General features: G+C 61.4%; 17 protein-coding genes and 1 pseudogene. 3 read left to right on the top strand and 15 right to left on the bottom strand.

Features of this window, described 5'->3' with window-relative positions:
• From EK416_RS06275 to EK416_RS17950, 3 genes are read right to left on the bottom strand one after another with little or no spacing between them, the layout of a single operon-like run.
• The gene (locus EK416_RS06275; protein ID WP_127076653.1) at positions 1-2,766 is read right to left on the bottom strand and encodes a DEAD/DEAH box helicase; all 2,766 of its coding nucleotides are present in this window, start codon (positions 2,764-2,766) and stop codon (positions 1-3) included.
• A 4-nt stretch (positions 2,767-2,770) separates the two neighbouring features.
• On the bottom strand, positions 2,771-5,311 hold the full coding sequence (locus EK416_RS17955) for a Zn-binding domain-containing protein (RefSeq protein WP_245433959.1): 2,541 nt from the start codon (positions 5,309-5,311) through the stop codon (positions 2,771-2,773).
• Positions 5,312-5,316: 5 nt separating this feature from the next.
• Positions 5,317-8,091 (bottom strand): DEAD/DEAH box helicase, encoded by a 2,775-nt coding sequence (locus EK416_RS17950; protein ID WP_245433958.1) that lies wholly within the window; start codon positions 8,089-8,091, stop codon positions 5,317-5,319.
• A 520-nt stretch (positions 8,092-8,611) separates the two neighbouring features.
• Here EK416_RS17950 and EK416_RS17945 point away from each other — a divergent pair.
• Positions 8,612-9,207, top strand: a pseudogene (locus EK416_RS17945) (DDE-type integrase/transposase/recombinase); the annotation flags it as partial.
• A 149-nt stretch (positions 9,208-9,356) separates the two neighbouring features.
• On the opposite strand, the gene traI reads toward EK416_RS17945, so the two are convergent.
• From traI to bcsS, 5 genes are all read right to left on the bottom strand, one after another.
• Complete coding sequence (gene traI, locus EK416_RS06265; RefSeq protein WP_245433957.1) at positions 9,357-11,195, bottom strand: TraI/MobA(P) family conjugative relaxase; 1,839 nt, start codon at positions 11,193-11,195, stop codon at positions 9,357-9,359.
• Positions 11,192-11,491, bottom strand: a complete 300-nt coding sequence (locus EK416_RS06260) for a plasmid mobilization protein (protein ID WP_127076651.1) — start codon at positions 11,489-11,491, stop codon at positions 11,192-11,194. Before EK416_RS06260 ends, traI begins: the two co-directional genes overlap by 4 nt.
• Before the next feature lie 374 nt (positions 11,492-11,865).
• On the bottom strand, positions 11,866-12,732 hold the full coding sequence (locus tag EK416_RS06255; protein ID WP_127076650.1) for a 4'-phosphopantetheinyl transferase family protein: 867 nt from the start codon (positions 12,730-12,732) through the stop codon (positions 11,866-11,868).
• Positions 12,733-12,737: 5 nt separating this feature from the next.
• The gene (locus EK416_RS06250; protein ID WP_127076649.1) at positions 12,738-13,274 is read right to left on the bottom strand and encodes a tetratricopeptide repeat protein; all 537 of its coding nucleotides are present in this window, start codon (positions 13,272-13,274) and stop codon (positions 12,738-12,740) included.
• 159 nt (positions 13,275-13,433) lie between these two features.
• Positions 13,434-14,237: a cellulose biosynthesis protein BcsS gene (gene bcsS, locus EK416_RS06245; protein ID WP_127076648.1), complete on the bottom strand. Its 804-nt coding sequence runs from the start codon at positions 14,235-14,237 to the stop codon at positions 13,434-13,436.
• Positions 14,238-14,631: 394 nt separating this feature from the next.
• On the opposite strand from bcsS, the gene EK416_RS06240 reads away from it, so the two are divergent.
• Positions 14,632-15,318, top strand: coding sequence for a M23 family metallopeptidase (locus EK416_RS06240; protein WP_245433956.1), 687 nt, complete (start codon positions 14,632-14,634; stop codon positions 15,316-15,318).
• Positions 15,319-15,397: 79 nt separating this feature from the next.
• Here EK416_RS06240 and EK416_RS06235 read toward each other — a convergent pair whose 3' ends face one another.
• A complete protein-coding gene (locus EK416_RS06235; protein ID WP_127076646.1) occupies positions 15,398-16,030 on the bottom strand; it encodes an NAD(P)-dependent oxidoreductase in 633 nt (210 codons plus the stop codon).
• Between the two features lie 215 nt (positions 16,031-16,245).
• Here EK416_RS06235 and EK416_RS06230 point away from each other — a divergent pair, with 215 nt between their 5' ends.
• Complete coding sequence (locus EK416_RS06230) at positions 16,246-17,208, top strand: DMT family transporter (RefSeq protein ID WP_164729887.1); 963 nt, start codon at positions 16,246-16,248, stop codon at positions 17,206-17,208.
• Here EK416_RS06230 and tgt read toward each other — a convergent pair.
• The 6 genes from tgt to gyrA form a co-directional block, all read right to left on the bottom strand.
• Positions 17,139-18,314, bottom strand: a complete 1,176-nt coding sequence (gene tgt / locus EK416_RS06225; protein ID WP_127076644.1) for a tRNA guanosine(34) transglycosylase Tgt — start codon at positions 18,312-18,314, stop codon at positions 17,139-17,141. The two genes, EK416_RS06230 and tgt, sit on opposite strands and share 70 nt — an antisense overlap.
• A complete protein-coding gene (gene queA, locus EK416_RS06220) occupies positions 18,311-19,405 on the bottom strand; it encodes a tRNA preQ1(34) S-adenosylmethionine ribosyltransferase-isomerase QueA (protein ID WP_127076670.1) in 1,095 nt (364 codons plus the stop codon). Before queA ends, tgt begins: the two co-directional genes overlap by 4 nt.
• Positions 19,406-19,521: 116 nt before the next feature.
• Positions 19,522-19,986, bottom strand: a complete 465-nt coding sequence (locus tag EK416_RS06215) for a peptidylprolyl isomerase (RefSeq protein ID WP_127076643.1) — start codon at positions 19,984-19,986, stop codon at positions 19,522-19,524.
• A gap of 84 nt (positions 19,987-20,070) precedes the next feature.
• On the bottom strand, positions 20,071-20,622 hold the full coding sequence (locus tag EK416_RS06210; RefSeq protein WP_127076642.1) for a peptidylprolyl isomerase: 552 nt from the start codon (positions 20,620-20,622) through the stop codon (positions 20,071-20,073).
• 42 nt (positions 20,623-20,664) lie between these two features.
• A complete protein-coding gene (gene coaD, locus EK416_RS06205; protein ID WP_127076641.1) occupies positions 20,665-21,189 on the bottom strand; it encodes a pantetheine-phosphate adenylyltransferase in 525 nt (174 codons plus the stop codon).
• 17 nt (positions 21,190-21,206) lie between these two features.
• Positions 21,207-24,032, bottom strand: coding sequence for a DNA gyrase subunit A (gene gyrA / locus EK416_RS06200; protein ID WP_127076640.1), 2,826 nt, complete (start codon positions 24,030-24,032; stop codon positions 21,207-21,209).
• Between the last annotated feature and the right edge of the window lie 145 nt (positions 24,033-24,177).

The following is a 24,177-nucleotide window of genomic DNA, read 5'->3' as shown; positions in this document are numbered from 1 at the left end:
TCAAGCCTCCCCCGGCATCAGCGAGAACATGCCGATGACATCCGGCGGCAATACGGCCTCCACCGTGACGCGGGAAGCGGACCCGGCGGCAACACGAAGGCGGGCGTGATCCTGCATCAGTTCCTGCGCGCGCGATCGGACGAATTCGGCGATTGGCCCTTCGAGCAGACCCGGCAATTCCTCCTTGGTCTTGGCGATGAATCTGTCCCGCGCGATGGGCGCGAAATCGGCCGTCGCGGGCGCGTTCAGCAGTTCGCGCGCTTCTTCGCCGACCGCCACAATCCGCGCGACTTGCACAGCGACGAGAGCGGCTTCCTCCGCCAGCAGCAGCCGTTCCTTGCGGGCATGGACAGTCAGCTTGAAGCGGATGCGCAGAAGTGCGAGGCGGGTGACTTGCTGGACTGCGGCGGTGGGCCAGGCACCGACACGACCGATGCCCAACCCAGACAAGGATTCCGGGTCGAGCGAGGCTTCGACCAGCGCCTCGGCAAGCGTCGCTGTCAGCGGGTGCATTCTTGTAAGCAGCGCCGTGCCAGAGGGTGCGGGCTCCATCGTCGCCAGGCGCACCGATCCTTTGAGATCGTGTTCGGCCAGACGCTCGCGCAGGCCGGCATCGAGGGCATCGACATGGGCCAGAAGCACGGCTTTGCGCGTCTCCAACTGTGCGCCGAAGCGCGACATGGCGCGCTCGACGAACAAGCGCGCATCGGCTGGGGAGCCGAGCAGCGCGCGTACTTTTTCCCATTCGGGCGCGATCTCCTGCGGCTTCATGGCGTTCTGCGCGAAGCGCGCCTGCGATTTCCGCTCATTTTCGGAAGCGTCACGCCATCGCCCCTCCACGGCCTTCACACTGTCTTCGAAACGAAGGTCGAGCGTGAGCTGGGTGCTTCCACGGCGGCGCAGCATCATCGACGCCATCAATGCGTCGGTCACCGGCCCGCGTTCTTCGGGGAGCGGCACGGTTACGCCCGTCGCCTTACGGATTTCCTCGGCCTTGCGAAGGATGACCTCAAGCACGGCGCCGTCGATAGCGCTGTCCGGCGAGAACATCATGATCGACCGGACGAGTTCCGCCGGCTGGCCGAAACGATCGACGCGCCGTTCGCGCTGCTGGTGCCGGGTCGGATTCCATGACAGGTCGTAGTGGACGACCGTGTCGAAGAGTTGCTGGAGATTGATCCCTTCGGAGAGGCAATCGGTAGCGACAAGAATACGCTGGACTGGCTTTTCCTCGTCCGCCGACACCATGTCGGCGACACGATCACGACGCTCGTCCGGCGTGAGAACGCCTGTCACGGATTCGACGGTGAGCTTCGGAAAGGCTTTGCGCAGACCATCGCGCACATGCTCGGCCGTCGCCAGATAACGGCAGAAGACGACGGGATTTGCGCCCTTCTTGATGAGGGGCGTCAGCGTCTCGATCAAAGCCGCCAGCTTCGGGTCGGCCTTGCCGACCAATTCCTCGGCATGCCTCACCAGAGCGAGAAGCGCCGGATCGACATCGAATGCTGTGCCAGGTTCGAGGTCGACCGCGTCCTCGTCATCTCCGTCGTCGTCATAGATTTGAGGTTCGAGGCGATCGCTTTCGCTCGACATGCGGTTCCGCAACGCACTCAACGCAGCGGCTGGGGAAGACCCGACGCAACGCATCAGGGCCAGCGTACCCCAGAAGGCGAGGCGCTGCTCACGCTGTCCCGATCCCGCCTGAGAGACGACGCCGAAGCAGTAGTCGAGGACAGCATCCTGAAAGTCGCGATGCACGCCGGACAGGCGATAGGCAAACTCGGTGGTTTCGTGCTTTGGAAAGGCGCGATCCTCGTGCCAATCGCCAGTGACGAGGTCGATCCTACGCCGCTGCACAAAATGCCGCGCCAGGCGCTCGCGATACCGCGTGTCCTCGAAGTCCAGCGATGCAAATGACGGATCGATCAAGGAGAGGAGGCGGGCAAAAGCCTCTTCATCCCCGGAATGCGGCGTCGCGGTCAGAAGGATCATCCGGCGATCGGGGTTCTTCGCCAAGCCCTGCAAAAGATCGAAACGCTGCTGTCTGCCTTTATGCGTTCCGACGCAGGCGTGGGCCTCATCGACTATAACAAAATCCGGACAGGAGCGCGCAAATCCTTCGCGGCGCTTCTCCGCCTTGATGTAGTCGAGGCTGACGACCGTATAGGGATAAGCCTCGAACAGAGTCTGGGCGAGTGGCAGTCCGCGTTCGAGCCGACTTGCTGTGCTGGACGTAACTGGAACGGCGTCAATGCCGAAGCGAGTCTTCAGCTCTCCGAGCCATTGTTCGACGAGGTGTGGTGGGCAAAGCACCGAAAACGCATCTACCTCACCCCGGTCTATGAGCTCACGCAGGATGAGGCTGGCCTCGATCGTCTTGCCTATGCCCACATCATCCGCGATCAGAAGCCGCGGCGTCGCCATACGCAGCGCCATCAGCAGGGGGACGAACTGATAAGTCCGCGGTTCGAACGTGAGTTGGGCCGCCGACCTGAAGGGGCCTGCGCCCCGGCGGAGCGTCAGGCGCATCGCATCCGCTAGCAGTGCTGCTTTCGCCTGAACCGTCGCGGCCGCATCGGCGGGAAGATCGAAACGGGCAGGCTCGACCGGCAGAAGTTCGAGCGCCGGATCGAGGACAACGGTGTCGCTGCCGCCTCCCGAGAGAGGGCGAAGCGCGAGGATACCATCTTGCGGCGATGGAAGCGCAACCCACTCACGGCCGCGCGCTCGAACCAAATCCCCTGGCGTAAAATTCACTGTCATCGATCTAATTCCCGAACATCGAACGCATCGCGTCGGGCACGCCCGCAGTGACAGCTTCCGGTAACTCAAACAGCGTCCAGCCCTTGGCCTCAGCAGCCTGGCGTGTCGCTTCCGCCAAGGGAGAGATGCAAGCAGCGACGAAATGGCTACGCCACGCGAAACTCATTTCCTGGTCGGAAAAGGAGATCGACGGGCCATCCGGGGGTGGAAGCCCAGCGTCCTTAAAGGCATTCGCCCATCCCCCACCCTCGACCGCCTCACCTGGTGCTGCGGCAAGCACTACTTGTCCGCGCGCCAGATCGACGAGCATCTGTTTCGCTTCATCGCTCGCCCGGTCGATCAGCTCGTGATCCGGCTGGTTGAAGTAGGAGAGCAAGCACCGATAACACCCGCGCACGCAGGCCTCTCCATCGTGGTTGGCGAGCAGCTTGGCATCGCCTGCCGCGATCGCTTCATCGACCTTCTCAAAATGCATCAACCTCAGCGCTTCACGGGCCACCTTACCGAGCGCTTGCGGATCCTCGATCAGGCGACTCAAAACGCCGGCACCGCCCTCCGTAGCCTCATAGGCCAGCACAGCGCGCCGGTTGTCGCGGGCGGGCAACGGCTCGCCGAGGACTTCGCCTTCCTCCAATTGGAAGACGACCTCAATGCCTCTCAGCAGGGCGTGCTGAACGGTGACGATCGTCTCGGGCGCATAGGCCGTCGGCTCGTTGAATCGGAAGAGCAGTGCGTTCTTGTGGTCCCGCACGATGGGAACGATCTGAACCGGCCTCACCACATCCGGCTGTACATCCACATCGGGATCTTCGTCATCGGATTTCGCCCAGTAACCGCTGCGCGGATCGATATAAAAGCCGAAGACCGTCTGGTTTGCTCGTCGCTTCAGCCCTTTGTTGATCCGGCTGATCTCGGCGCTGTTGGCATATTGCAGGTTGAGGATCGAGGCGTCCTCGCAGCGGAAGTCGGCCTCGGTGATTTGCACTCGGCCGTCGCGTTTCGGCCAGGAGAACACTGTCTGAATATCGAAGCCTTGTCGGACGCGCTCTTCGTCATTTGCCGTGATCCGCTCGGCCGGTGCGGCCTCGACGTTGTCAATCCTGAGCGTCCGCTGCACGGGCGTCTCACCAGCCATCGGGCTGTTGCAGGCGTGGCAGCGCTCGACCTCGTCGTCATGGCAGGCGCCACAGTTCGAGCAGATGAAAATATCCCTGGTGGCGAGTTCCGCCGCGTCACCAGTTCGTACTTCCGGCGGTAACTTCGCCTTCATGACCCGATAAGCGCGGCCTTCGTGATAAATCAGGCTGCGCGGTCCGAACTCCGAGATTGCCAGGAAACGTGCACGCTGGAGGAAAGAGCCGGTCTTCCCCTCGCCGGGAATGAAAGCGTAGAGTGGCAACCGGGGGAAATTGTAGCCCGGCAGGAAGCCTTCGGTCGCGAGATAACGGTAGGAGTAGAAATCCGAGCCGTTCGAAGCCTTTCCCTGTTCGAGAATGGCGATCTGGTCGCTCGCCTGCATCTGCGATGCCTTGATGCGCCGACGATCGGCGGCCGAGAGACCTGTGATTTCGGACCGGGCGTTGGCCTCAATTAACTGCGTCCGGGCGGAGTTATAGAGCTCCCGCCAACGCGTAAATGCATCATCGAACGCTTGCGGCGCGCTCAAACTAACCGAAGAGACAAAATCATCCGGTTCGCTCATCCAAACCGGCTTTCGACCATCCACTGAAGCGAGAATTTGATCGAGAACGCGCTTCATCGGGGCGTGCGCCGCTAATGCCAGTTCAGGCCGGTCGATCACCTCATGGACCTCCGCCTTCAGCGGGTATCCCGTCTGCGTCAGGTCGAGGATCTCCGGGATGTCCGGAGACAGGGCGAGCTTCGCCTCGGCGAGCCAAACGGCGTGCAGGTGTGAGCGGACGAGTTCTGCATTGGTGATGTCGAGGGCAGGAGGGCGAACGACACCAGCCACCATCTCATTGCGCCGTTCGAAGAAATACTGGTCGTGAGGCGATTGGGCCGCGCAATACGTCACGATGACGGCGGCCTGCCCGGAGCGCCCCGCACGGCCGGCGCGTTGAGCGTAGTTGGCCGGTGTCGGCGGCACATTTCGCAGATAGACGGCGTTGAGCGCCGAAATATCGACGCCGAGTTCCATCGTCGGTGAACAGAACAGGGCGGGCAAAAACTGCTCCGACTCGCCCGCCGCCTTAAGCTCGGCCGCATTTCTCGCGAGGTTCTCCCGGTCTTCCTGCTCGTGTCGAAAGCGCCACTCGCGCCATTCGCGTTGTCTTTGGGAGACCTGAGCCGTGTGTTCACGGCCTTCCAGACCCCAGAAGCTGCTCTGACCGCCTTTCAGATCGACGGCGATTTCGTTGTAGAGATCGTGAAAATAGCGGTTGCCCTGCGCTACGCCGCTCCGAATGGCTTCACCGGGCACGACACGGACAGCTGACGGCGACAGACGCCACCCCTGCAAATCCTTCTCCAGATCGACGCGCGACACCAATCCCTCCCGCGCGAGGAGGTCCATAAGGCCGGTCATGGCCGTCAGGTAGTCGTTCCTACCGAGCTTGATCCCGATAATACTCTTGCGATTGATGAGGCGTCCGATACGGGAATTGTGCCGGCGCGGACGATTGTTTGTTCCTCTCGTAGGCCCACTTGATCTTTGCCCGGGGCCTGAAGGAACAGGGTCGTGCGGCTTCGGGGCGTCTCCGTGATGTCGATGGTCCAGGGCGCGCGAAGCAGATTGCGGGATTTCTGGGCGACACCTTCGAGAACTGTCGGGTCGAGCGCTTCTGTACCGACCGCCAAGCCGTCGAGCATCGCGCCAAGGAGCTTCTTCAGCATCACCTTTCGCGCGGACGCATCGAGTACGCCGAATTCCGGCCGTATGGCTGCAAAGCGTTCGGTATCTTCCACGATGTCGTCGAGGCCGATGAACTCGACATCGATGAGTTTGAGAACGGAGAGGCTCGGATTGGTGTAACGCCATCCCCTACGCAGATCCGTCCAAAGTCGATGCGCGAGAACCTTTTGAAGGGATCGTTGAGCGTCCTCGCGGATCACGGCTCCAGCCTCGGAGTCCTGCATCCAGTGGATGAGCGCATCCCGGTTGGCGGCGGTGAAGCCGAGCGCCCTTACGATCCGTAGGCCGAACTCGTCCTCGGTCAAACCCTCGTCGCCTGCGTCCAGGACAGCCCGAAGGATCGCTCCGCGCAGGAGGCTGACGAACAGAAAATCGTTGAAGTGTCCCGCCTGAAGGGCGGCGTCCTGACGATTGTCTGTGAAGCCGAGTAGCTTGCGCTTGTCCGCGGGAACGCCGCTGTTGCGCCTGTTCATCCATTCGAGGGCGGTCGCTACGAGAAGCGTCGTGGCTGAGCTTCGGCCCTCGCCGGACAAGCCTGCCAGTTTTGTGCGCTCGCGCATGCCGGGATGCGGTTGGTCGAGACAGCACGGGCAGAAGCCGAATTTGCCCGGTATGAACCAGAAGGTTTTTCCCGACGAGCCGTATCGCCCGTCCGGCGCGACCACCACCATCTGAGGCGTTCGCCGTTTCCGATTGGCACGGAGCCGTTCGACGCCATTGCGCTCCTCTCGCCAATCCTCGGGATAGGATTCGATCTCGCCCGTGAAGGCGTAATCGAGATCGCCATCGCCAGCAGGGGTTAGATAACCCGCGGTTTCTCCCTCCTGATCATCGAGCGGCGCGTCATCGATGTTCCTTGGCAGGAACAGGGCGCCTTCGGCGTCTTCAGTCTTGGTAACGACATGAACCTCATGTCCGCATTCCCGACAAAAACGGGTTGGATACAGCCGATGGCCAGGCGCACTGGGGTCTTCGAGCTGGCCTTCGAACAAAACATTTCTGGGCTTTACAGTCAGCGTGGTGAAAACCTCGCCGGCGCCAGAGATGAACTGATGGAGCTTGAATGCCAGAAATGCACTTGTCCCCAAACCGCCCCGTTCTGTTTCCGGGAGGCTTATGCGGGTCAAAAAAGTCTCAAGACTGCTTCGGCAAACTTCGAACTCCACGCCGCTGTCCTCCGACAGCAGCTCTACCGCCTTTCCAAAGTCGATCGGCTTCTTGCGCTTGAGTTCTTGCGCGTCCTCCAGCCCAATCGCCAGCTCTGCCCACACCGCCAACGGGTGTTCTTTCAGCGCCTCGTCCGTCAAATTATCCGGAAGTGCTGATGTCAGCACAGACGCGAGCTTCGGCCGCGCATCGTCGAGTTTCAACCGATCATTTGTGGCCCGCCGAAGCGACTCGTCGATGACCGATTCCGGCCCAATGGGCGTGCCGAAAAGGCGGGACGCAACATCCGCCACGGCCTGCGCACGGTTGGCCTCCGAGCCTTCGCTCGCCATAGTGGCTGAGGTTCCGATGCAGATGGGCGCCTTGTCCGGCGTGCAGCGGTTGCGAAGGCGACGAACGAGGATCGCGACATCGGCGCCCTGCCGACCGCGATAGGTATGCAGCTCGTCGAGGACGATAAAGTCCAGTCCGCTAGCGTTCTCTATGACCTTGGTGTCGAGGCTGTCCTGTCGCGTCAGGAGCAGCTCAGCCATCATGAAGTTGGTCAGCAGGATGTCAGGCGGGTCGTCTGCAATCCGCTGCCGGTCCTCCTGGCTTTCTTGGCCGGTGTAGCGGCGCACGATCGGCTTTATCTGATTGGGCAGGCCCGACTGGGAGATGAACCTCTCGATCTCCTTAATCTGGCTGTTGGCAAGTGCGTTCATCGGATAAACAATGATCGCGCTGGTTCTGCGTGGCTTCCCAGCTTTCCTTGCACGAACGATTGCATCGACGATCGGCACAAAGAAGCAGAGCGACTTGCCCGACCCGGTTCCGGTGGTGACCACATAGCTCTGGCCTGCCCGCGCCTTAGCGATCGATTGCGCTTGGTGGCGGTGAAATTGCACGGGCGTCGTCCCAAACCGGAATATTCTCCCGGTTGCTTCGTCTAGATCGCCAGAAGCGACGAGAGCGTCGACGGTCGGCCCCTGGAGATATTGAGGGTTTAGGGACAGAAGCGAGTCTGGCCAGAAACGACCCGCGTCGTATTGGCGATCAACCTCCGCCTTCAGGTCTTCAGATCGGATGATGCTGAACGATCGAGAGAATCGAGCGTAGGAATCGACAAGACAATGGCTGAATTCGAATGCTATCATTGCTAGTCGATCCCTCTTTATTCTTATGAAATAACGGCTGTTGTAACTAATATTTTCTCCAGTCTGCGGAGAATTCATGGCGATTGCCATCCGATCCTTTAGTCCCGCCAATTTTCCAAGTAGTTTCACGCTGCTGCGCTTTGCAAGCATGGCAGAGGCGCTACAACCAACCTGTCACCGAATGGCACAACGTCGGCACTGTCGTAAAGGACTGCGCCGAAGGCGAAGCGGTCTCCGCTTGGTAATAAAAAGACCGCGTTCGGGGAAAGAGGAGCAAAGCCGTCCCTGCGGATCAACCCTAGTCTTGACTGGTTCCTTCTGCGGGCCACAGCATCTCCCCCGAAAATTAAAGTGTGAAAGGGGCGTAACGGTAGCTAGGCTTCCGGCAAGCCCGTCATGGAGATTTCTCATGAAGATGCATCTGCTCGAAGCCCGCCGCGAAGTCTGCAGCCGCTACGGAATGCCATGTCGAATGCGTCCATGTCGTGGAGACAAGTCCATTTTTTAACGGCGCTAACACGCTTGCCTTCAATAGAGGCATTAGATTATCGACATAAATCCAATCCAATATTTTTGCCTCCCGAACTCTATATCCCGAAAGTAAGGAAATTTGTTACTGTGCGCCATCATATATTGCCGAATGAAGACGACTCTTGTCGCTCCAGAACACCGCAACGGCATCTCGCGGTTGCTGATGTCCGATCGTGAAGAGCCAAAGCAGTTCAATGCCTACTACATTTGCTGATTCCACATCGACGACACGGAGTACGAAGGCGGCAAGGGCTTCCTGTTCGTCGCCGTCGACCGCACCTCGAAGCTCGTGTTCGCTCGCATCTATCGCAAGGCGACGAAACTCACAGCTGCCGCCTTTCTCAAGATTCCCGTAAAGGCAGTGCCTTACAAAGTCCATACCGTTCTAACCGACAACGGCGTGCAGTTCGTCCAGTGCGAGCGGTCCGGCGGCTTCACGCCCACGTCTTCGGTAAGATATGCGAGGAGAGCGGAATCCAACACAGGTTCACCGAACCGTATCACCAACGGGCCAACGTTCAGGCCGAACGCATGGTGCGAACCATCAAACCCTCCATTGCGGCCCGAATCGACGGTCTCCGCCGTCACGTCCGCGACAGGCTTTCGGTCTACAGCGTTGCTCGGCAACTCAAGATCTTGCGCTTCCGAACACCTTCGATCCGAAGGCTCAGCGAGAAAAAACCATACCTTTTCATCCGAAAATCAGATCATCACAGCATGGGACTAAACAACTAGCGCTGACACTCGTCGATTTTGCGTCGAAACTCGAGCGCGGTGACTGTGTGGCTCATAGAGCACTCGCGAGCCTCATATTAGACGTATAATATGCTTTTTGTAATCCACCCGTCCGACCGCTGGCTGTTTTTCAGCATTGCGCCGCCTACTTATATCCGCGTCCGCCCTTTCTGTTTTTCCGTGACCTGTTCCAGCCGTTGCAGTTTTGCTCCACACGTTACTTGCGCGAAGGCTTCGGCTTCTTGAAGGGTGATGGGCTTTATGAACCACATGTCGCCTTGCTGGAGCACGATTACCGGGCGACCGTCCTTAAGCGTTCTTCGGCCCCGATAGACGAACGGACCCCGACCTGTCGGCGAAAGCAGCCGATGCGGCGGAAAGCCGGGGCTTCGCGCCGTGCGGTCATTGCGCCGCGCGATGTAGTCGTCGAGGATGTCTTGCCGCTCGGCAAGTGCCGCTTGCCTCTGCGCCTCGAGGCGCGGATCTTCGAGCGTAATCTGAAGGCCCGAAACGGCGGCTGCCTTGACGACCGCCGCCTTGAACTCCGCCGATCCCTCGATCCTGAGCGGCTGGCCGCCGAACCGGGTCGCACCGAGATCGAGGGCAAGATAGGCGGCTTGCAGCGAAACCTCGGGCACATAGATCCTGTCGGCGCGGTCGATGGCCTTGCCGCCGTCGCGCAGGTAATAAACCGAAGAACCGTTTTTCAGTACATACGGCTTCAGATGGCGGTAGACGATGCGGCGCGCGTCGGCGCCGCTTGCGGCTGAAATGAATGCGGCGTCGAGCGCCGCCTGCTCCTTGTTGCGGCGCTGAAGCAGCGCCAGCGCGTCGCCATTGCCCTGTTGCGCGGCGTTGGCCAGATACTCGTCGAAGCTCCATCGCGGCCAGGCGCGGCTGATGGCATCCTGCTTCACCGACATGTCTTGCGCGATTTCGCGAGCCCGCCTCGTCAGTTCCTCGCGAAGTTTGCTCAACCGATCCCGCCTGCCTTTCGGCGGCCTGCCGTTGGCGTTCCGCGACCGCAGGCGCTTGTAGGTGTCAAGCGCTGGCTGAAAGGCGTCGTTCGCTTCCTTCCTGATGCGTTGAAGTGCCTTCTCGCGGGCGCGGCGCTTCGTGATGCGGTCGATGTGATAGTGCGCCCAAAGGCGGTTGTCGACCGGATCGCGCTGGATTGCCGGGCGGCTTGGAGCACCCGCGCGTTCGTTGCCCGGATACGGCCCGAACCGCTGCACCATCTGGCCGATGCCGAAAGCGCGGTCGACCGTGCTGGCGCGCACGCGGCGCCCGTTCTCGTCCTCCACGCAAAGCCCGGCGCCCCGTTGCTTGAGCACCAGCTTCCGCTCGGTGAAGCGCCGCTGCACGTCATCCCAACTCGCCGCGCCGTCGAGCATGGCAAGGCCGACGCCATTCTTTTGAAGCTCCGCCCTGAACGCTCGCGTCACCTCAACCGGCTGCGGGTCGGTCGAACGCCCATGGTTCGTGCGAAAGAGGCCGAATTCCTTTTCCAGCCGCTCGCACTCCGTCATGAGCTTTCTCTGGTCGAAATACGGCTCGTGCATCCGAAATGTCGTCGGGTGGATCTTGTTGATGGCGATGTGCATGTGGAGGTGGTCGGTGTCGATGTGGACCGCCGACATGCGTTGATGCGCTTCGAGCCCGATGGCGGCAACGAGCCGCTCTTCGATCTTTTCCAGCACCTCGTCGCTGGGCCGCTCATTGTCTGCGAAGCTGACGACGAGGTGGTAGGTCTTGTCGGCACTGGCGCGCGTGTTGCGCTTCTGCGTCGCGATGATGTCGGAGAGCGCCCAGTCCGGCTCGTCGGTGCCGCAATTGGTGATGCGGATGCCGCCGACGCGACCGCCCGCGCCGGCCTTGTCAAGGATATAATCGGACAGCCGCGCGATCACCTCCGTGCGGCGCGCGCCTTTCGGGCCGAGGATATAGGTCGCGAGTCCCGTATAGCTCGACGCAACGCCCCGCTTCACGCGCTTGGCGATCGTCCTTCGCGCTCTGACAGGATGCTCGCGTTCACCGCGGCTTCGCGTTCGAGCGCCGCCCGGAGTTCCGCTTCGGGCATCATCTCCAGCTTTGCTGCCTCGAGGATGATCGCCCGCCGCATGGTCCCGATGATCTGTGCCGCTTCATCCGGGACGTTCAGCAGCCGCGATCTTCCCCAGGCGGAGAGGCTCAATCCCTCGGCATCGGCCCGCTCCTTCAGGTCACCCATTTCCGACTTCGTCAGCCGGATCTTGAGCATAGACGTCCGGTTCTCATTACCCATCGCTTGCCTCGCGGTTTTGGTCACAGGAGATGCAATCTTCGATGATCGGCCGCACTGTCGCGCGGTCGCCAGAAAGCTCATTTGCGGTGGGACATTCGTGAAAAGAGCCATGAGATTACATAGACCCTGATTGTCCCACTTTTTCTACTAAGTAATTGTTTTATCACGCTTGTTCGATTCTCCTACGGGGCGCCATTTCCGAACAAAAAAGAGAAATGCGGGCGGAGTTTGTCCGCGCATCGGTCGATGCGGCTCTGGCGAGGATCGCCCTTGAGCCGATGATGCGGATTTCCTCATACTTCCAAGCACTTCGCGCATGAGAAGCCGGGCGCAGGCCTGACGGAATTCGGGCGACCCGCTTGTTAGCTTCTCCTTCATCTCGAAGGCGGGCGTGCTCTTCCGCCGCCGCTACCGAGCACCAGGCTGAAATGAAGCCCGACGACTTCAGCAAGATGCCGCGCATCGATGGCAAGCGCGAGACGGCCCGGCTCTCGCCCGCCAGTGAGATCTGCAATCCGGGTTGCAAAAACGACGGATCGGCGGCCCGTGCAATCGACATGCACAAAGGACGGTCCCCGGTCCGAAATTCCACACTCTGAAGCGGTTTCGCTCAGCCCTTCACCCGTCAGCTTGGCGAGTGCCTCCTTGATTGTCCAGAGCTTGAGGAAAAGATCGTGCCGCAAGTCGGCACCCATTTTTTCCAGCGTGGTGAGTTCGCTCTTCGACAGAAAGCCGGCAAGCATGGGCTCGGTGGGCGCAATGGCCGTCGCTTCGATATCGATGCCGACGTCGATTCCCTCGGCGACCGCAACAGCATCAAGCTGATCGGTGTGAGCGATGCTCGCATGAAAGCCGGGAGGGTGAGCCACCAAGGGTTTTCCTGTCTCGGTCTTGTCCAGCGCGGCGCGCCCTTCGAAACGTCGCCCCGCCAGTTCATGCAGAGCCGCTTTCAACGCGATGCGCGCGGCCGCCATGCCCATCTGCCGTTCATGCTTTCTGTAGCGGGCCACGTCGCGTAAGTCGTTTTCGTCCAGGCAAGACGAAAGCGATTGGAGATCGTGACGGACGGCCTGCGGTATGAGAAGGCAGACGACGCGCCGGAACTGGCGAGCGTCTCCGGAAGGAGGCTGTGGAACAGCGAAGCCTGACTGAAGCGAGATCGAAAACGCAGCAAGTGGGACGCTTATCCCGCTCAGATTGGGAAAGTCCGTCGACCAGGACGACTGCGAGAAGTCGTCCATCGCGGTCACGGGGCGGGGCGAGCCGCCTGCAAGCGCGCAACCCCGTCCTTGCTCTCGCTCAAGCCCGCATCGATCGCCAGTGCCCTGTTATAGTCGGCCAGCGCTTCTTCCTTTCGGCCGAGGGCCTCATAAATATGGGCTCGCGTATCAAGTGCGTGGGCATTCGATGGCGCAAGCGTGGCGGCTCGCTCCGCATCCGGCAGCCCTTCGCGTGCTCTACCGGCCTTGAAGTAAATCCAGGCCCGCAGGTTGTGTGCCTCCGCAAAGTTGGGCTTGATCTTCAGCGCCACAGTCTCGTCTGCGATAGCGGCGTCGAAATCGCCCTTGTCGGCTAACGCCTCGCCGCGATTGAGATACGCTTGGGCGCGAAAATCCTGCGGCACCTTGGTGTCGTCTATCACGCGCGCGCATGCAGCGATCCGGGCTTCGGTTTCGGAGTCGTCATCGCGGCAGAGGTCGTAATCGGCGGTTTGGCACAGCGACACGCTGAACGGCGCGATGATGAATGAGCTTAAAAGAAGTGCTTTCAGTGAAAGTCGCATGAAAGGCTTCCCTATGTTCGCATTCTGTATCGAATTGCATTATTCAAAGACAAAATCGGGCGCGAATATTCCGAAGTTATCGCTTTTTATTGTGTCATCCGAGCAGGATGAGGCAGGCGCTGGGGTAATCACACAGTGTGAAGCGACGTCTTTTTACCGTTACGGACGAAAGAGATACTTGAACTCCACCATTCCGTAGCCGCCTTCGCCACCGACTGTTGAAGTGGATGTGGCGCCGAGCCCGTTATTGTTGGAGCCATTCACGAACTGATAGCCGCCTGACAGGGTGATCGATGCAGTTCGAACGAGAAGGTTGGAAAGTTCGAACTTGAGGAAGCCGCCCGCACGCTGCGCGTCGCTTTCCTCGTTACCAAGCGCATACCCCTCCGCGCCGACAAATATCTGCTTGAAGTTATTATCCAGCTCTTCGATAATCTTGAAGCCGACGCGACCGCGCGCGAGGTAGCTGTAGAAAGCAGTGGAATAGTATCCGTCTATGCCGATATAATAAGGCAGCTCCGTTTCCGTCTCGAAGTCGGCATCGACCTTGAATCCGACCTCGTTGCCTCTCACGCTGTTCGAGAGATCGCGCGGGTTTAGGTGGTCGTCGCGTATATCGACACCGATATAAAGACCGGCTGAGAAGGTTGTATAGACGAGCTGATAGCCGAGCATCACATCGCCTTGCCATTCCTTGCCGTTGATCTTCCCGAGGTCGTCGGTGAAATAGCTGTATTCGTTATATTCCGCATCGGCCCGCAGCAGGAAGCCATGCGATGTAAGATCGTTATTGACGGCGTAAGCACCCCCGACCCAAACTGCTGTCGAACGATTGGCGATGTCTGTACCTTGCCAGAGCGCGGCAGATATTGGCGGAGCTTCGTCTGCGTCCTGCGCCATCACCGGGCTGAGAAAAAGCATAAGCGGCAGGGCAAAGGCGGCCCCCACTGAGTAATTCTTCATGCAAAATCCCCGTTCCCACCGTTGCTTTGGATAGGAAGACGCGATTCGCTTTTTGCCGACAATCTTGGGTTGAATGAATTCGGGAAATAGTTAGCATAAGTTGTAAAAATGCAATGGCCAGGCGTCGGTGGTGCGAAATCATGAGTCAGAGCGCCTGCTTGCTGTCGCGAGAGCGATGGTTTGGAAAGAGTCTTGTGACATTCTGCGCAGCGTTTCTTTCCCGGCAGCGCGACAGTCGGGCATGGCGTGTGGCTCGGTAACGTGCGAACTGGATCGACGGAACATGCCCGACATCGAAATCGGAAAAGCCCGATTCCCGTCGTCTCCGCCGCAGAGAGCGATAACGTGCGGCAAGGCAACGCTTTTTTTGCTCGCCTCGGTTATCACACTCATCATGACGACGACTGCGCGCACCGAATTGGCGGCTCTCAAGGGCATTGGTATCAAGCCAACCGGACTCAAACCCGTCTATCCGGACGGCTTTGTCTGTTCGGGACTGACCTCGCTCTATGCAAGCTGGATCGATGTTGACGGCACGCGCCGCTCGGAGGCGCATTCCGGCGTCGATGGCGGCAAGCTGGGCGACACCATTCATGCCCCCGGACCCGGACGCGTCGTGGCCGCGTGGAAGACCAACTTCGGCTGGGGGCAGGAAGCCTCGCTCCTCATTTTGCATAGCCGCGCCGACCTGAACATGTCCGGCGGCCCACCCCATTATTATTCCGAGTTCGACCATCTTCGCTGGAACGATGTCAAACGCTTCAGGGAGGGAGAACACATAGTGCGGGGGCAGGTGATCGGCCGGGTGGCCACACCCGGAAGCAACAGAAGCTATCTGCCTGAGGTCCACTGGGAAATCTACGAGGTGGACGATCCCAACAAGATCGAGTGGGTGGAAAAGGCGAATGGATTGAAATATTTCCTGAATAAGAAGGCCGAGTTGATCGATCCGCTTTACATGCTTGGGCAGAATAGTGGAATCCGCGCCGACAAGCGCGTGGACATCGCGCCGTTCTTCGGCGACGCCGACTATTCCCGGTTCAAGGGGTTCACTTATATCCTGCCGTGCCGCCCTCGCTGACGGCGTCAGTCGGGTAGGGCGCAGAAGACCGCTCCGGCGGTCGCGATCGTCCGGGAAACCTCTCTCGCGGTCGAATGCGTCAGCCGGACAGAGCTACCGTCTGCCGGTGATGTTCGGGCGAGGCTATTTCCTTCGCTATGAAGTCGGCGACATCCGCGCGCGAGATGGTCATCTTGCGCGCCTTGCGGTCGGCGCTGGCGAGATAATTCCCCGTCGCCGGGCCGTTCGTCAGCCCAACCGGCTGGACCAGAACGAAATCGTTCGGCGCTGCCTTGATCGCGGCTTCCTGCTTTTCCTTGTCGGCGAGGATCGCTCGCATGAACAATGCCGCAGCAATGGAGAACAGGAACGACTTCTTGTCCCGCGTATCGCCGATGCCGAAGGCTGTCACCGCGATCAGCCGCAAGCCGGGCTCGGCGACAGCGAGGATATTGCGCGTTCCATATTCGCAGATGTGGGGATTGATCGTACGCTTTCTTCCCTGCGTGCTGCGGGAATTTCCGAGGCTGATGACGCAGACGTCGTGGCCCGGAAGCACCCGCGCAACATCCTCGGCGGACAGCGCGTCGCCCTTGACGACGGTGAGTGCGTTGTCGGCCGGCAATTTCGACGGGTCGCGCACGAGGGCCGTCACCTGATGCCCGTCGGCGAGAATTTTCTCAACGGTCGCGCGGCCAGTACCGCCCGTCGCTCCAAAGACAATGATTTTCATACTGACGATATAGGAAGGTGGATAGCTTCATGCCAACCCCGCATGGCGAAGTTTTGCCTGGCGTTGCAAATTCGCTATGCAGGCATGCTTTCGGCGCCATCATCGCCGCGACACATTCTGCGCTCATCCATGGTAAGCTGAAATGTCGCACCGTCCGTCTTGCAGGGTACGGCAGCGTTCTGTCCATAACAAACCCGGCCCTTTTTGCCCCTCACATGACCGATCTTCTCACGAAGCCCGCCGCGGCGGTTCCGGCAACTGCCGTCGAGCGCCCATCTTCCGACCGCCGCCTCCTCGGCATCGGGTTCATGCTGACGGCGGTGAGCTTCTTCGCCTTCCTCGACACGAGCGCGAAGTTTCTCGGCACCGTCGAGCACATTCCGGTGGTCGAAATCATCTGGGTGCGCTTTCTGATGAACGCGGTGCTCATCGTCGTGATGCTCGGCCCTCGCGGCGTGGCGCGCGCCGTGCCGTCGCAAAGGCCGGGTCAGCAGATCCTGCGAAGCGCGCTGCTTCTCGCGACGACGGCTTTCAACTTCGCGGCCCTTCAGTTTCTCCAGCTTGACCAGACATCGACGATCTATTTTCTCGCGCCGTTCTTCGTGGCTGCGCTTGCGGGGCCGCTGCTTGGCGAATGGGTGGGATGGCATCGTCTCGCGGCGATCTGCGTCGGCTTCACCGGCATCATCTTCGTGACGAAACCCGGTTTCGGCGGCATTCACTGGGCGGTGTCGCTGGCGCTCGGCTCGGCGTTTTGCCATTCACTTTACAGCCTTTGGACGCGCTATCTCGCGCGCTTCGACGCGCCGCGCACGACGCTCGTCTACACACCGCTCGCGGGAGCCGTCATCATGGCGCCGGTCGCCCTCTGGAACTGGCAGATGCCGCCGGATACGCTCGCCTGGGCCGTTCTACTATGCATGGGGCTTCTGGGGGGAATGGGGCACTGGTTCCTGATTCTCGCGCATGACCGTGCGCCCGCGCCCGTTATCGCGCCGTTCACCTACGTCAACCTCCTTATTGCGACGTGCCTCGGCTATCTCGTTTTCCACGATGTGCCGGACATCTGGACGCTGGTCGGCGCAGCCATCATCGTGGCCTCGGGAATTTATCTGCTCTTCAGGGAGCGGGCGCCTTCGGCGTCCGCGCCCGCGTCGTCTTCGACCGTCGACGGGTAGACGGCGCGCACGCGAGCGGCGACATCGGCGAAGGTGCCCTCCGCGATGGACTTCCGGATCGCGGCCATAAGCTCCTGATAAAAGCCGATGTTAGCCCACGACAGGATCATCGGCGCGAGATACTCGCCCGAGCGGAAAAGATGGTGGATGTAGGCGCGGGAATAATCGCGCGAGGCGGGACATGTGCTCGTCTCGTCGAGCGGGCGCAGTTCCTCGATATGCGCGGCGTTCTTGATGTTGAGCTTGCCCGCCCATGTGAACGCCTGTCCGTGGCGGCCGGAACGCGTCGGCATCACGCAGTCGAACATGTCGATGCCGCGCTCGACGGCGCCCACGATGTCCGACGGCGTGCCGACGCCCATGAGATAGCGCGGCTTGTTCGTGGGCAAAAGCGGCGTGGTGAAATCGAGCGTCTCGAACATGGCGCGTTGGCCTTCGCCGACCGCGAGCCCGCCGACCGAATAGCCGTGAAAATCCATCGACGTCAGCTTCGCCGCCGACTCTTTGCGAAGCTCGGGATAGACGCTGCCCTGCACGATCCCAAACAGCGCGCGGCCCGGCTGGCCGTACTGCGCGAACGCCGCGAGCGAGCGCTCCGCCCATCTGAGCGACAGGCGCATCGAGCTTTCCGCTTCCTCGAACGTCGCGGGGAACGGGGTGCACTCGTCGAACTGCATCTGGACGTCGGAGCCGAGAAGGTTCTGCACCTCGATGGAGCGCTCGGGCGTCAATTCATGCATCGCGCCGTCGATATGCGAGCGGAACGTCACGCCTTTCTCGGTCAGCTTCCGAAGCTGCGCGAGCGACATCACCTGAAAGCCGCCGGAATCGGTGAGGATCGGGCCGTCCCAGCGCATGAAGCTGTGAAGTCCGCCGAGCTTCGCGATGCGCTCCGCGCCGGGGCGCAGCATCAGATGATAGGTGTTGCCGAGGATGATGTCGGACCCTGCCGCCTTCACATCGTCGAGGAAGACCGCCTTCACCGACGCGGTCGTGCCGACCGGCATGAAGGCGGGCGTGCGGATGACGCCGCGAGGCGTTGCGATTTCGCCGAGCCGCGCCGCGCCGTCCTGCGCGATGAGCTTGTAGGAAAAGGGTTGCGTCATGGGCGGACCGTTGCGGGCTGGGCGTCCGCGCGGGAGAGAAGGCAGGCGTCGCCGTAGGAATAGAAGCGGAAATCGGCCTCCACGGCGTGAGCGTAGGCGCGTTTCATCAGGTCGGTGCCCGAGAAGGCGCAGACGAGCATGAACAGGGTCGATTTCGGCAGGTGGAAATTCGTCACGAGGATGTCCGCGCTTCTGAAACGGTGGCCGGGCTTGATGAAGATCCTTGTAAAGCCTTTGGCGGGCTCGATAAAGCCGTCTTCGCGGGTGGCGGTTTCGAGCACGCGCAGCGATGTCGTGCCTGCCGCGATCAGGCGACCGCCGCGTGCGCGGGCAGCGTTGATGGCGTGTGCCGTCTCCTCGCCGATCTCGAACCACTCGGCGTGGATTTCATGATCCTCGACAGAATCCGTCTTTACCGGCAGGAAGGTGCCCGCGCCGACGTGAAGCGTGACGAAGGCGGTTTCGACGCCGCGCTCGGCAAGCCGCGCCAAAAGCTCGGGCGTGAAGTGAAGCCCGGCCGTCGGTGCCGCGACGGCGCCTTCGTTGCGCGCGAACACCGTCTGATAGTCCGAGCGGTCGCGTTCGTCGGCGGGACGCTGGCGAGCGATGTAAGGCGGGAGCGGCATTGCGCCGTGGCGCTGCATGACGGCCTCGACGCTGTCGCCGTCCGGTGCCGTGACGATGACGACGCCCTCTTCCGTCTTGGCGACGACGATCAGGCGCGAAGCCTGTTCCCCGGTCTCGAAGTGGATTGCGTCGCTCGGACGAAGCCGCCGCGCAGGCCGCGCGAAGGCTTTCCACGCCCCCGATGCTTCGCGTTCGATCAGGTTCAGGGAGACGTCCACGGCGGGCGCGTCGGCATCGCGGGGCGGGCGCGTGCCGGAGAGTTCGGCGGAAAGAACCCTGGTGTCGTTGAACACCAGGATGTCGCCGGGACGGAAAAAGGCGGGAAGGTCGCGGATCGTGGCTTCGGAGAGCGGCTCCGGCGCGGCGGGATCGACGCGCAGCAGCCGCGCGGCGTCGCGGGGGCTCGCGGGCCTGAGCGCGATGGCCGATTTGGGAAGCTCGAAGTCGAAGTCGCTGAGGTGCACGATGCGTTGCGGATGAAACGGCGGCCCGTGGCAGGGCAGGCCCGAAAACAAAAGATGAGCGCCCGCATCCTGCCGGACGCTGGCGCTCGTTCCTGAAGGTCGGTCTATCTGCCGCGCTAGGCGGCCTTTTCGATGCGCGCCGTCACGATCTTGTCGGGGTCGCGCACGGGCTCTCCACGCTTGATCTTGTCCACGTTCTCGATGCCCTCGATCACCTTGCCCCAGACGGTATATTTCCCGTCGAGGAATGACGCATCATCGAAGCAGATGAAGAACTGGCTGTCGGCGCTGTCGGGATGGTTCGCGCGCGCCATCGAGACGACGCCGCGCTGATGGCTTTCCTTGTTGAACTCGGCCTTGAGCTTCTTGCCGGAGCCACCGGTTCCGGTGCCCGTCGGATCGCCTGTCTGCGCCATGAATCCCTCGATGACCCGATGAAAGGGCGCGCCGTCGTAAAACTTCTGCTCGGCAAGCTCCTTGATGCGCGCGACATGGTTCGGCGCAAGATCGGGGCGAAGTTCAATTACGACGCGTCCCTTGGTTGTTTCCAGAACCAGATTTTCTTTATCGGCAGATGTCATGTTCAAGCTCTTTCCTTGCCGCCTTGACCGGATCTACGCCAACCTGAGGGGCGGCACATCATTATCTCAACAGGAATGTGGTGATCAGCGGGCGTCCGACGCAAGCTGAATCTTGATGATCTTGTCCGGATTGAACACGCGGCCATCTCCGCCTGCTCCCTTCTTGATCCGGTCGACGAACTGCATGCCCTCCGTCACGCGGCCCCAGACGGTGTATTGCCCGTTGAGGTGGGGCGCGTCTTCCAGACAAATGAAGAACTGGCTGTTCGCGGAATTGGGGCTGCCCGCGCGCGCCGCCCCTACCGTGCCGCGCTTGAACGGCGTGGAGTTGAACTCCGCGGGAAGGTCCGGATATTTCGAACCGCCGGTGCCGTCGCCTTTCGGGTCGCCCGTCTGGGCCATGAAACCCGTTATCACGCGATGGAACGTAAGGCCATTGTAGAAGCCCTCGCGAACGAGCTTCTTGACGCGCTCGACATGCTTCGGCGCGACATTGGGGAGAAGCTCGATAACGACGCGGCCGTCCTTCAGATCGAGGTAGAGCGTGTTGTCCGGGCTTGCCGCCCGGGCCGATGGAGCGGCAACGCCGAGCGTGGCGGCGACAAGAAGCGCCAGTAACATCAGGGAACGAAACATGGAAACCCTTTGCTTATCGATTTCGTTTGCGATTTCGAGCGGCTATCGCGCGTTCGGGGCGGGATTGCGGCCACCGGCGGGGCGCCCCGTCTTTTCGAGAATCCGCCCGAGCACATAAGGTGACACGAACGGCGACACATCTCCGCCGAGCTGTGCGATCTGACGGACAAGTGTCGCGGTGATATGGGCAAAGCCCGGCGTGGCAGCAAGGAACACCGTGTCGATGTCTGGCGCCATGGCCCGGTTCATGCCGAAAAGCTGCGTCTCGTAGCCGAGATCCGCGGCGTCGCGCACGCCGCGCAGCATGAACGACGCATCATGCGCCCGCGCCGCGTCGACCGTCAGCCCGTCGAAAAAAACCACTGTTCCCCGCTCACCGACGCCGAGGCTCGAAAGCTCGTCGCGCAGCATCTCCGCGCGCTCCTCCGCTGTGAAAAGCGGCGCTTTCGACGGGTGGACGCCCACGCCGACCACCAGCCGGTCGAACAGCGCCAGACCGCGCGCCATGATATCCCGATGGCCGAGCGTTGGCGGGTCGAAGCTGCCGGCGTAGAAACCGCAAGGCATGCGGTGTTACCTCGCGCTCATTCGGATTGGTCCTCGCCCTCGACGTCGCCGCCGGTATCAGCGCCGTCGCCATTGCCGTTGCCGGTTCCATCGTCGCTGATGAGTTCGGCGGACACGACGCGCTCATCCTGATCGGTGCGGAAGATCGTGACGCCCTGTGCGGAACGGCCGGTGATGGAGATGCCTTCGACGGGGCACCGGATCAGCTTGCCGCCGTTCGTGACCAGCATGATCTGGTCCGTATCTTCCACCGGGAAGGATGCGATGAGGCGGCCGTTTCGCTCATTGACGGCCATCGCGATGATGCCTTTGCCGCCCCGCCCGGACGTCCGGTATTCGTAGGACGAGGTGCGTTTGCCGAAGCCGCGCTCGGACATGGTCAGGACGTACTGCTCTGCCGCTCCCATTTCGCCGTAGCGCGCGGGGGTGAGGTCGGCGATGTCGGTGCTTTCGACTGCCTCGCCGTCGTCGAGGGCATCGACCGTCTCGGCTGCGGCGATTGCCTCCTGTTCGGCGGCGTCCGCCTCGGTCGCGGCGCGTTCACCCGCGGCGGCGCGGCGCATGGCGTTCGCCTGCTTGAGATACGCCGCGCGCTCGGCGGGCGTTGCGTCCATATGCCTTAGGATGGCGAGCGAAATCACGGTGTCATCCTCTTCGAGGCGGACGCCGCGCACGCCGGTCGACTCGCGGCCCTTGAAGATGCGCACATCCGTCACGGGGAAGCGGATCGCCTGACCGTTGGCGGTCGTGAGGAGAATGTCGTCGGTCTCGCGGCAAAGCTGCGCGCCCGCGATATCGTCTCCCGCATCGAGCTTCATTGCGATCTTGCCGTTCTGGCGGACTTCCGCGAAGTCGGCGAGTTCGTTGCGTCGCACATTGCCGGAGCGGGTGGCGAACAGGATGAACACGCCCGACTCGTCGCGCTCTTCCGGCAGGGGCAGGATGGAGGTGATCGTCTCGTCCTGTTGCAGCGGCAGAAGGTTGATAAGGGCCTTGCCGCGCGCCTGCGGGGCCGAGAGCGGCAGCCGCCAGACCTTCATCTTGTAGGCCATGCCGCGCGAGGAAAGGAACAGCACAGGCGTGTGTGTATTCGCGACGAACAGGCGCGTGACGAAGTCTTCGTCGCGCGTCGTCATGCCGGAGCGGCCCTTGCCGCCGCGTCGCTGCGCGCGATAGGTCGAAAGCGGTACGCGCTTGATGTAGCCGCGATGGCTGACGGTGACGACCATATCCTCTTTCTGGATCAGGTCTTCGTCGTCCACTTCGCCTTCGACATCGAGAATTTCGGTGCGGCGCGGCGTGGCGAACTCTTCCTTTATTGCGGTGAGTTCGTCGCGGATGATCGAGACCACGCGGGCGCGCGAAGAGAGGATATCGAGATAATCGCGGATCTTGTCGGCGAGCGCCTTCAGTTCGTCGCCGATTTCGTCGCGGCCGAGCGCGGTGAGGCGCTGCAGGCGCAGGTCGAGGATCGCTTTCGCCTGATCGATGGACAGGCGGTAGACGTTGCCCTCGTGGATGCGCGAGCGCGGATCGTCGATGAGAAGCAGCAGCGGCGCGATGTCGTCGGCAGGCCAGTCGCGCGACATGAGCGCTTCGCGCGCGCTCGCAGGGTCGGGCGCCGTGCGGATCAGCTTGATCACCTCGTCGATATTGGCGACGGCGGTGGCGAGGCCGACCAGCACATGCGCACGGTCGCGCGCCTTGCCCAGCAGAAACTTCGTGCGCCGCGTGACGACCGTCTCGCGGAACTGCGTGAAAGCCTGAATGAAGTCGAGAAGCGTATGCTGTTCCGGGCGCCCGCTGTTGAGCGCCACCATGTTGGCGGCAAACACCGATTGCAGCGACGTGAAGCGATAGAGCTGGTTCAGCACGACGTCGGGCATGGCGTCGCGCTTCAGCTCGATGACGACGCGATAACCGGAGCGATCGCTCTCGTCGCGCACGTCGGAGATGCCCTCGACGCGCTTCTCGCGCACGAGTTCGGCGATGCGCTCCTGAAGCGTCGCCTTGTTCACCTGATAGGGGATTTCGGTCACGATCAGCGCATCGCGATCCTTGCGGATCGTCTCGACATGCACCTTGCCCCGCACGACGATGGAACCGCGTCCCTTGAGATAGGCGGCGCGGATGCCCGCGCGGCCCATGATCACGCCGCCGGTCGGGAAGTCCGGCCCGGGGACGTGCTCCATGAGTTGCTCGATGCTGAGCGCGGGATTTTCGAGAAAGGCGAGGCAGGCGTCGATGACTTCGCCGAGATTGTGCGGCGGGATGTTCGTCGCCATGCCGACGGCGATACCGCCCGCGCCGTTGACGAGGAGGTTCGGGAAGCGCGCGGGAAGGACAGTCGGCTCGCGCTCGGAATTATCGTAGTTGTCCTGAAAATCGACGGTGTCGTTCTCAAGATCGTTCAGCAGCGTGTCCGAGATCTTTTCGAGGCGCACCTCGGTGTAACGCATGGCCGCCGGCGGATCGCCATCGACCGAGCCGAAATTTCCCTGCCCGTCGATGAGGGGCACGCGCATGGAAAAGTCCTGCACCATGCGGACGAGCGCGTCGTAAACCGATTGATCCCCGTGGGGGTGATATTTACCGATGACGTCGCCGACGACGCGCGCGGATTTGCGGTAGGGCTTGTTCCACGCGTAGCCGTTCTCGCTCATCGAGAAGAGAATGCGGCGATGAACGGGCTTCAGCCCGTCGCGAACGTCGGGCAGCGCGCGAGACACGATCACGCTCATCGCGTAATCGAGGTAGGAGCGCTTCATCTCGTCGGTGATGAGGATGGGACGAATGTCCCCCGCTCCGCGATCGCCCTTGTTGCCGTCTGACGGATCTGCCAAAACCTGACCCTTGGCGTTGTGAAAAGATAAAAAACGGCGAGAACAGCCGCTAACCTGGTCGGAATTTACAGGCTGAACCCCGCGAGGACAAGGACGCCGTCCATTTGCCTTTCGCGAGACGCCTGTTTTTGTTTTTGCGCTCTGC

It is taken from the genome of Rhodomicrobium lacus (genome assembly GCF_003992725.1).
Taxonomy (GTDB): domain Bacteria; phylum Pseudomonadota; class Alphaproteobacteria; order Rhizobiales; family Rhodomicrobiaceae; genus Rhodomicrobium; species Rhodomicrobium lacus.
Note: the sequence above shows the minus strand (reverse complement) of the source record. Positions and strands in the feature narration are given on the sequence as shown.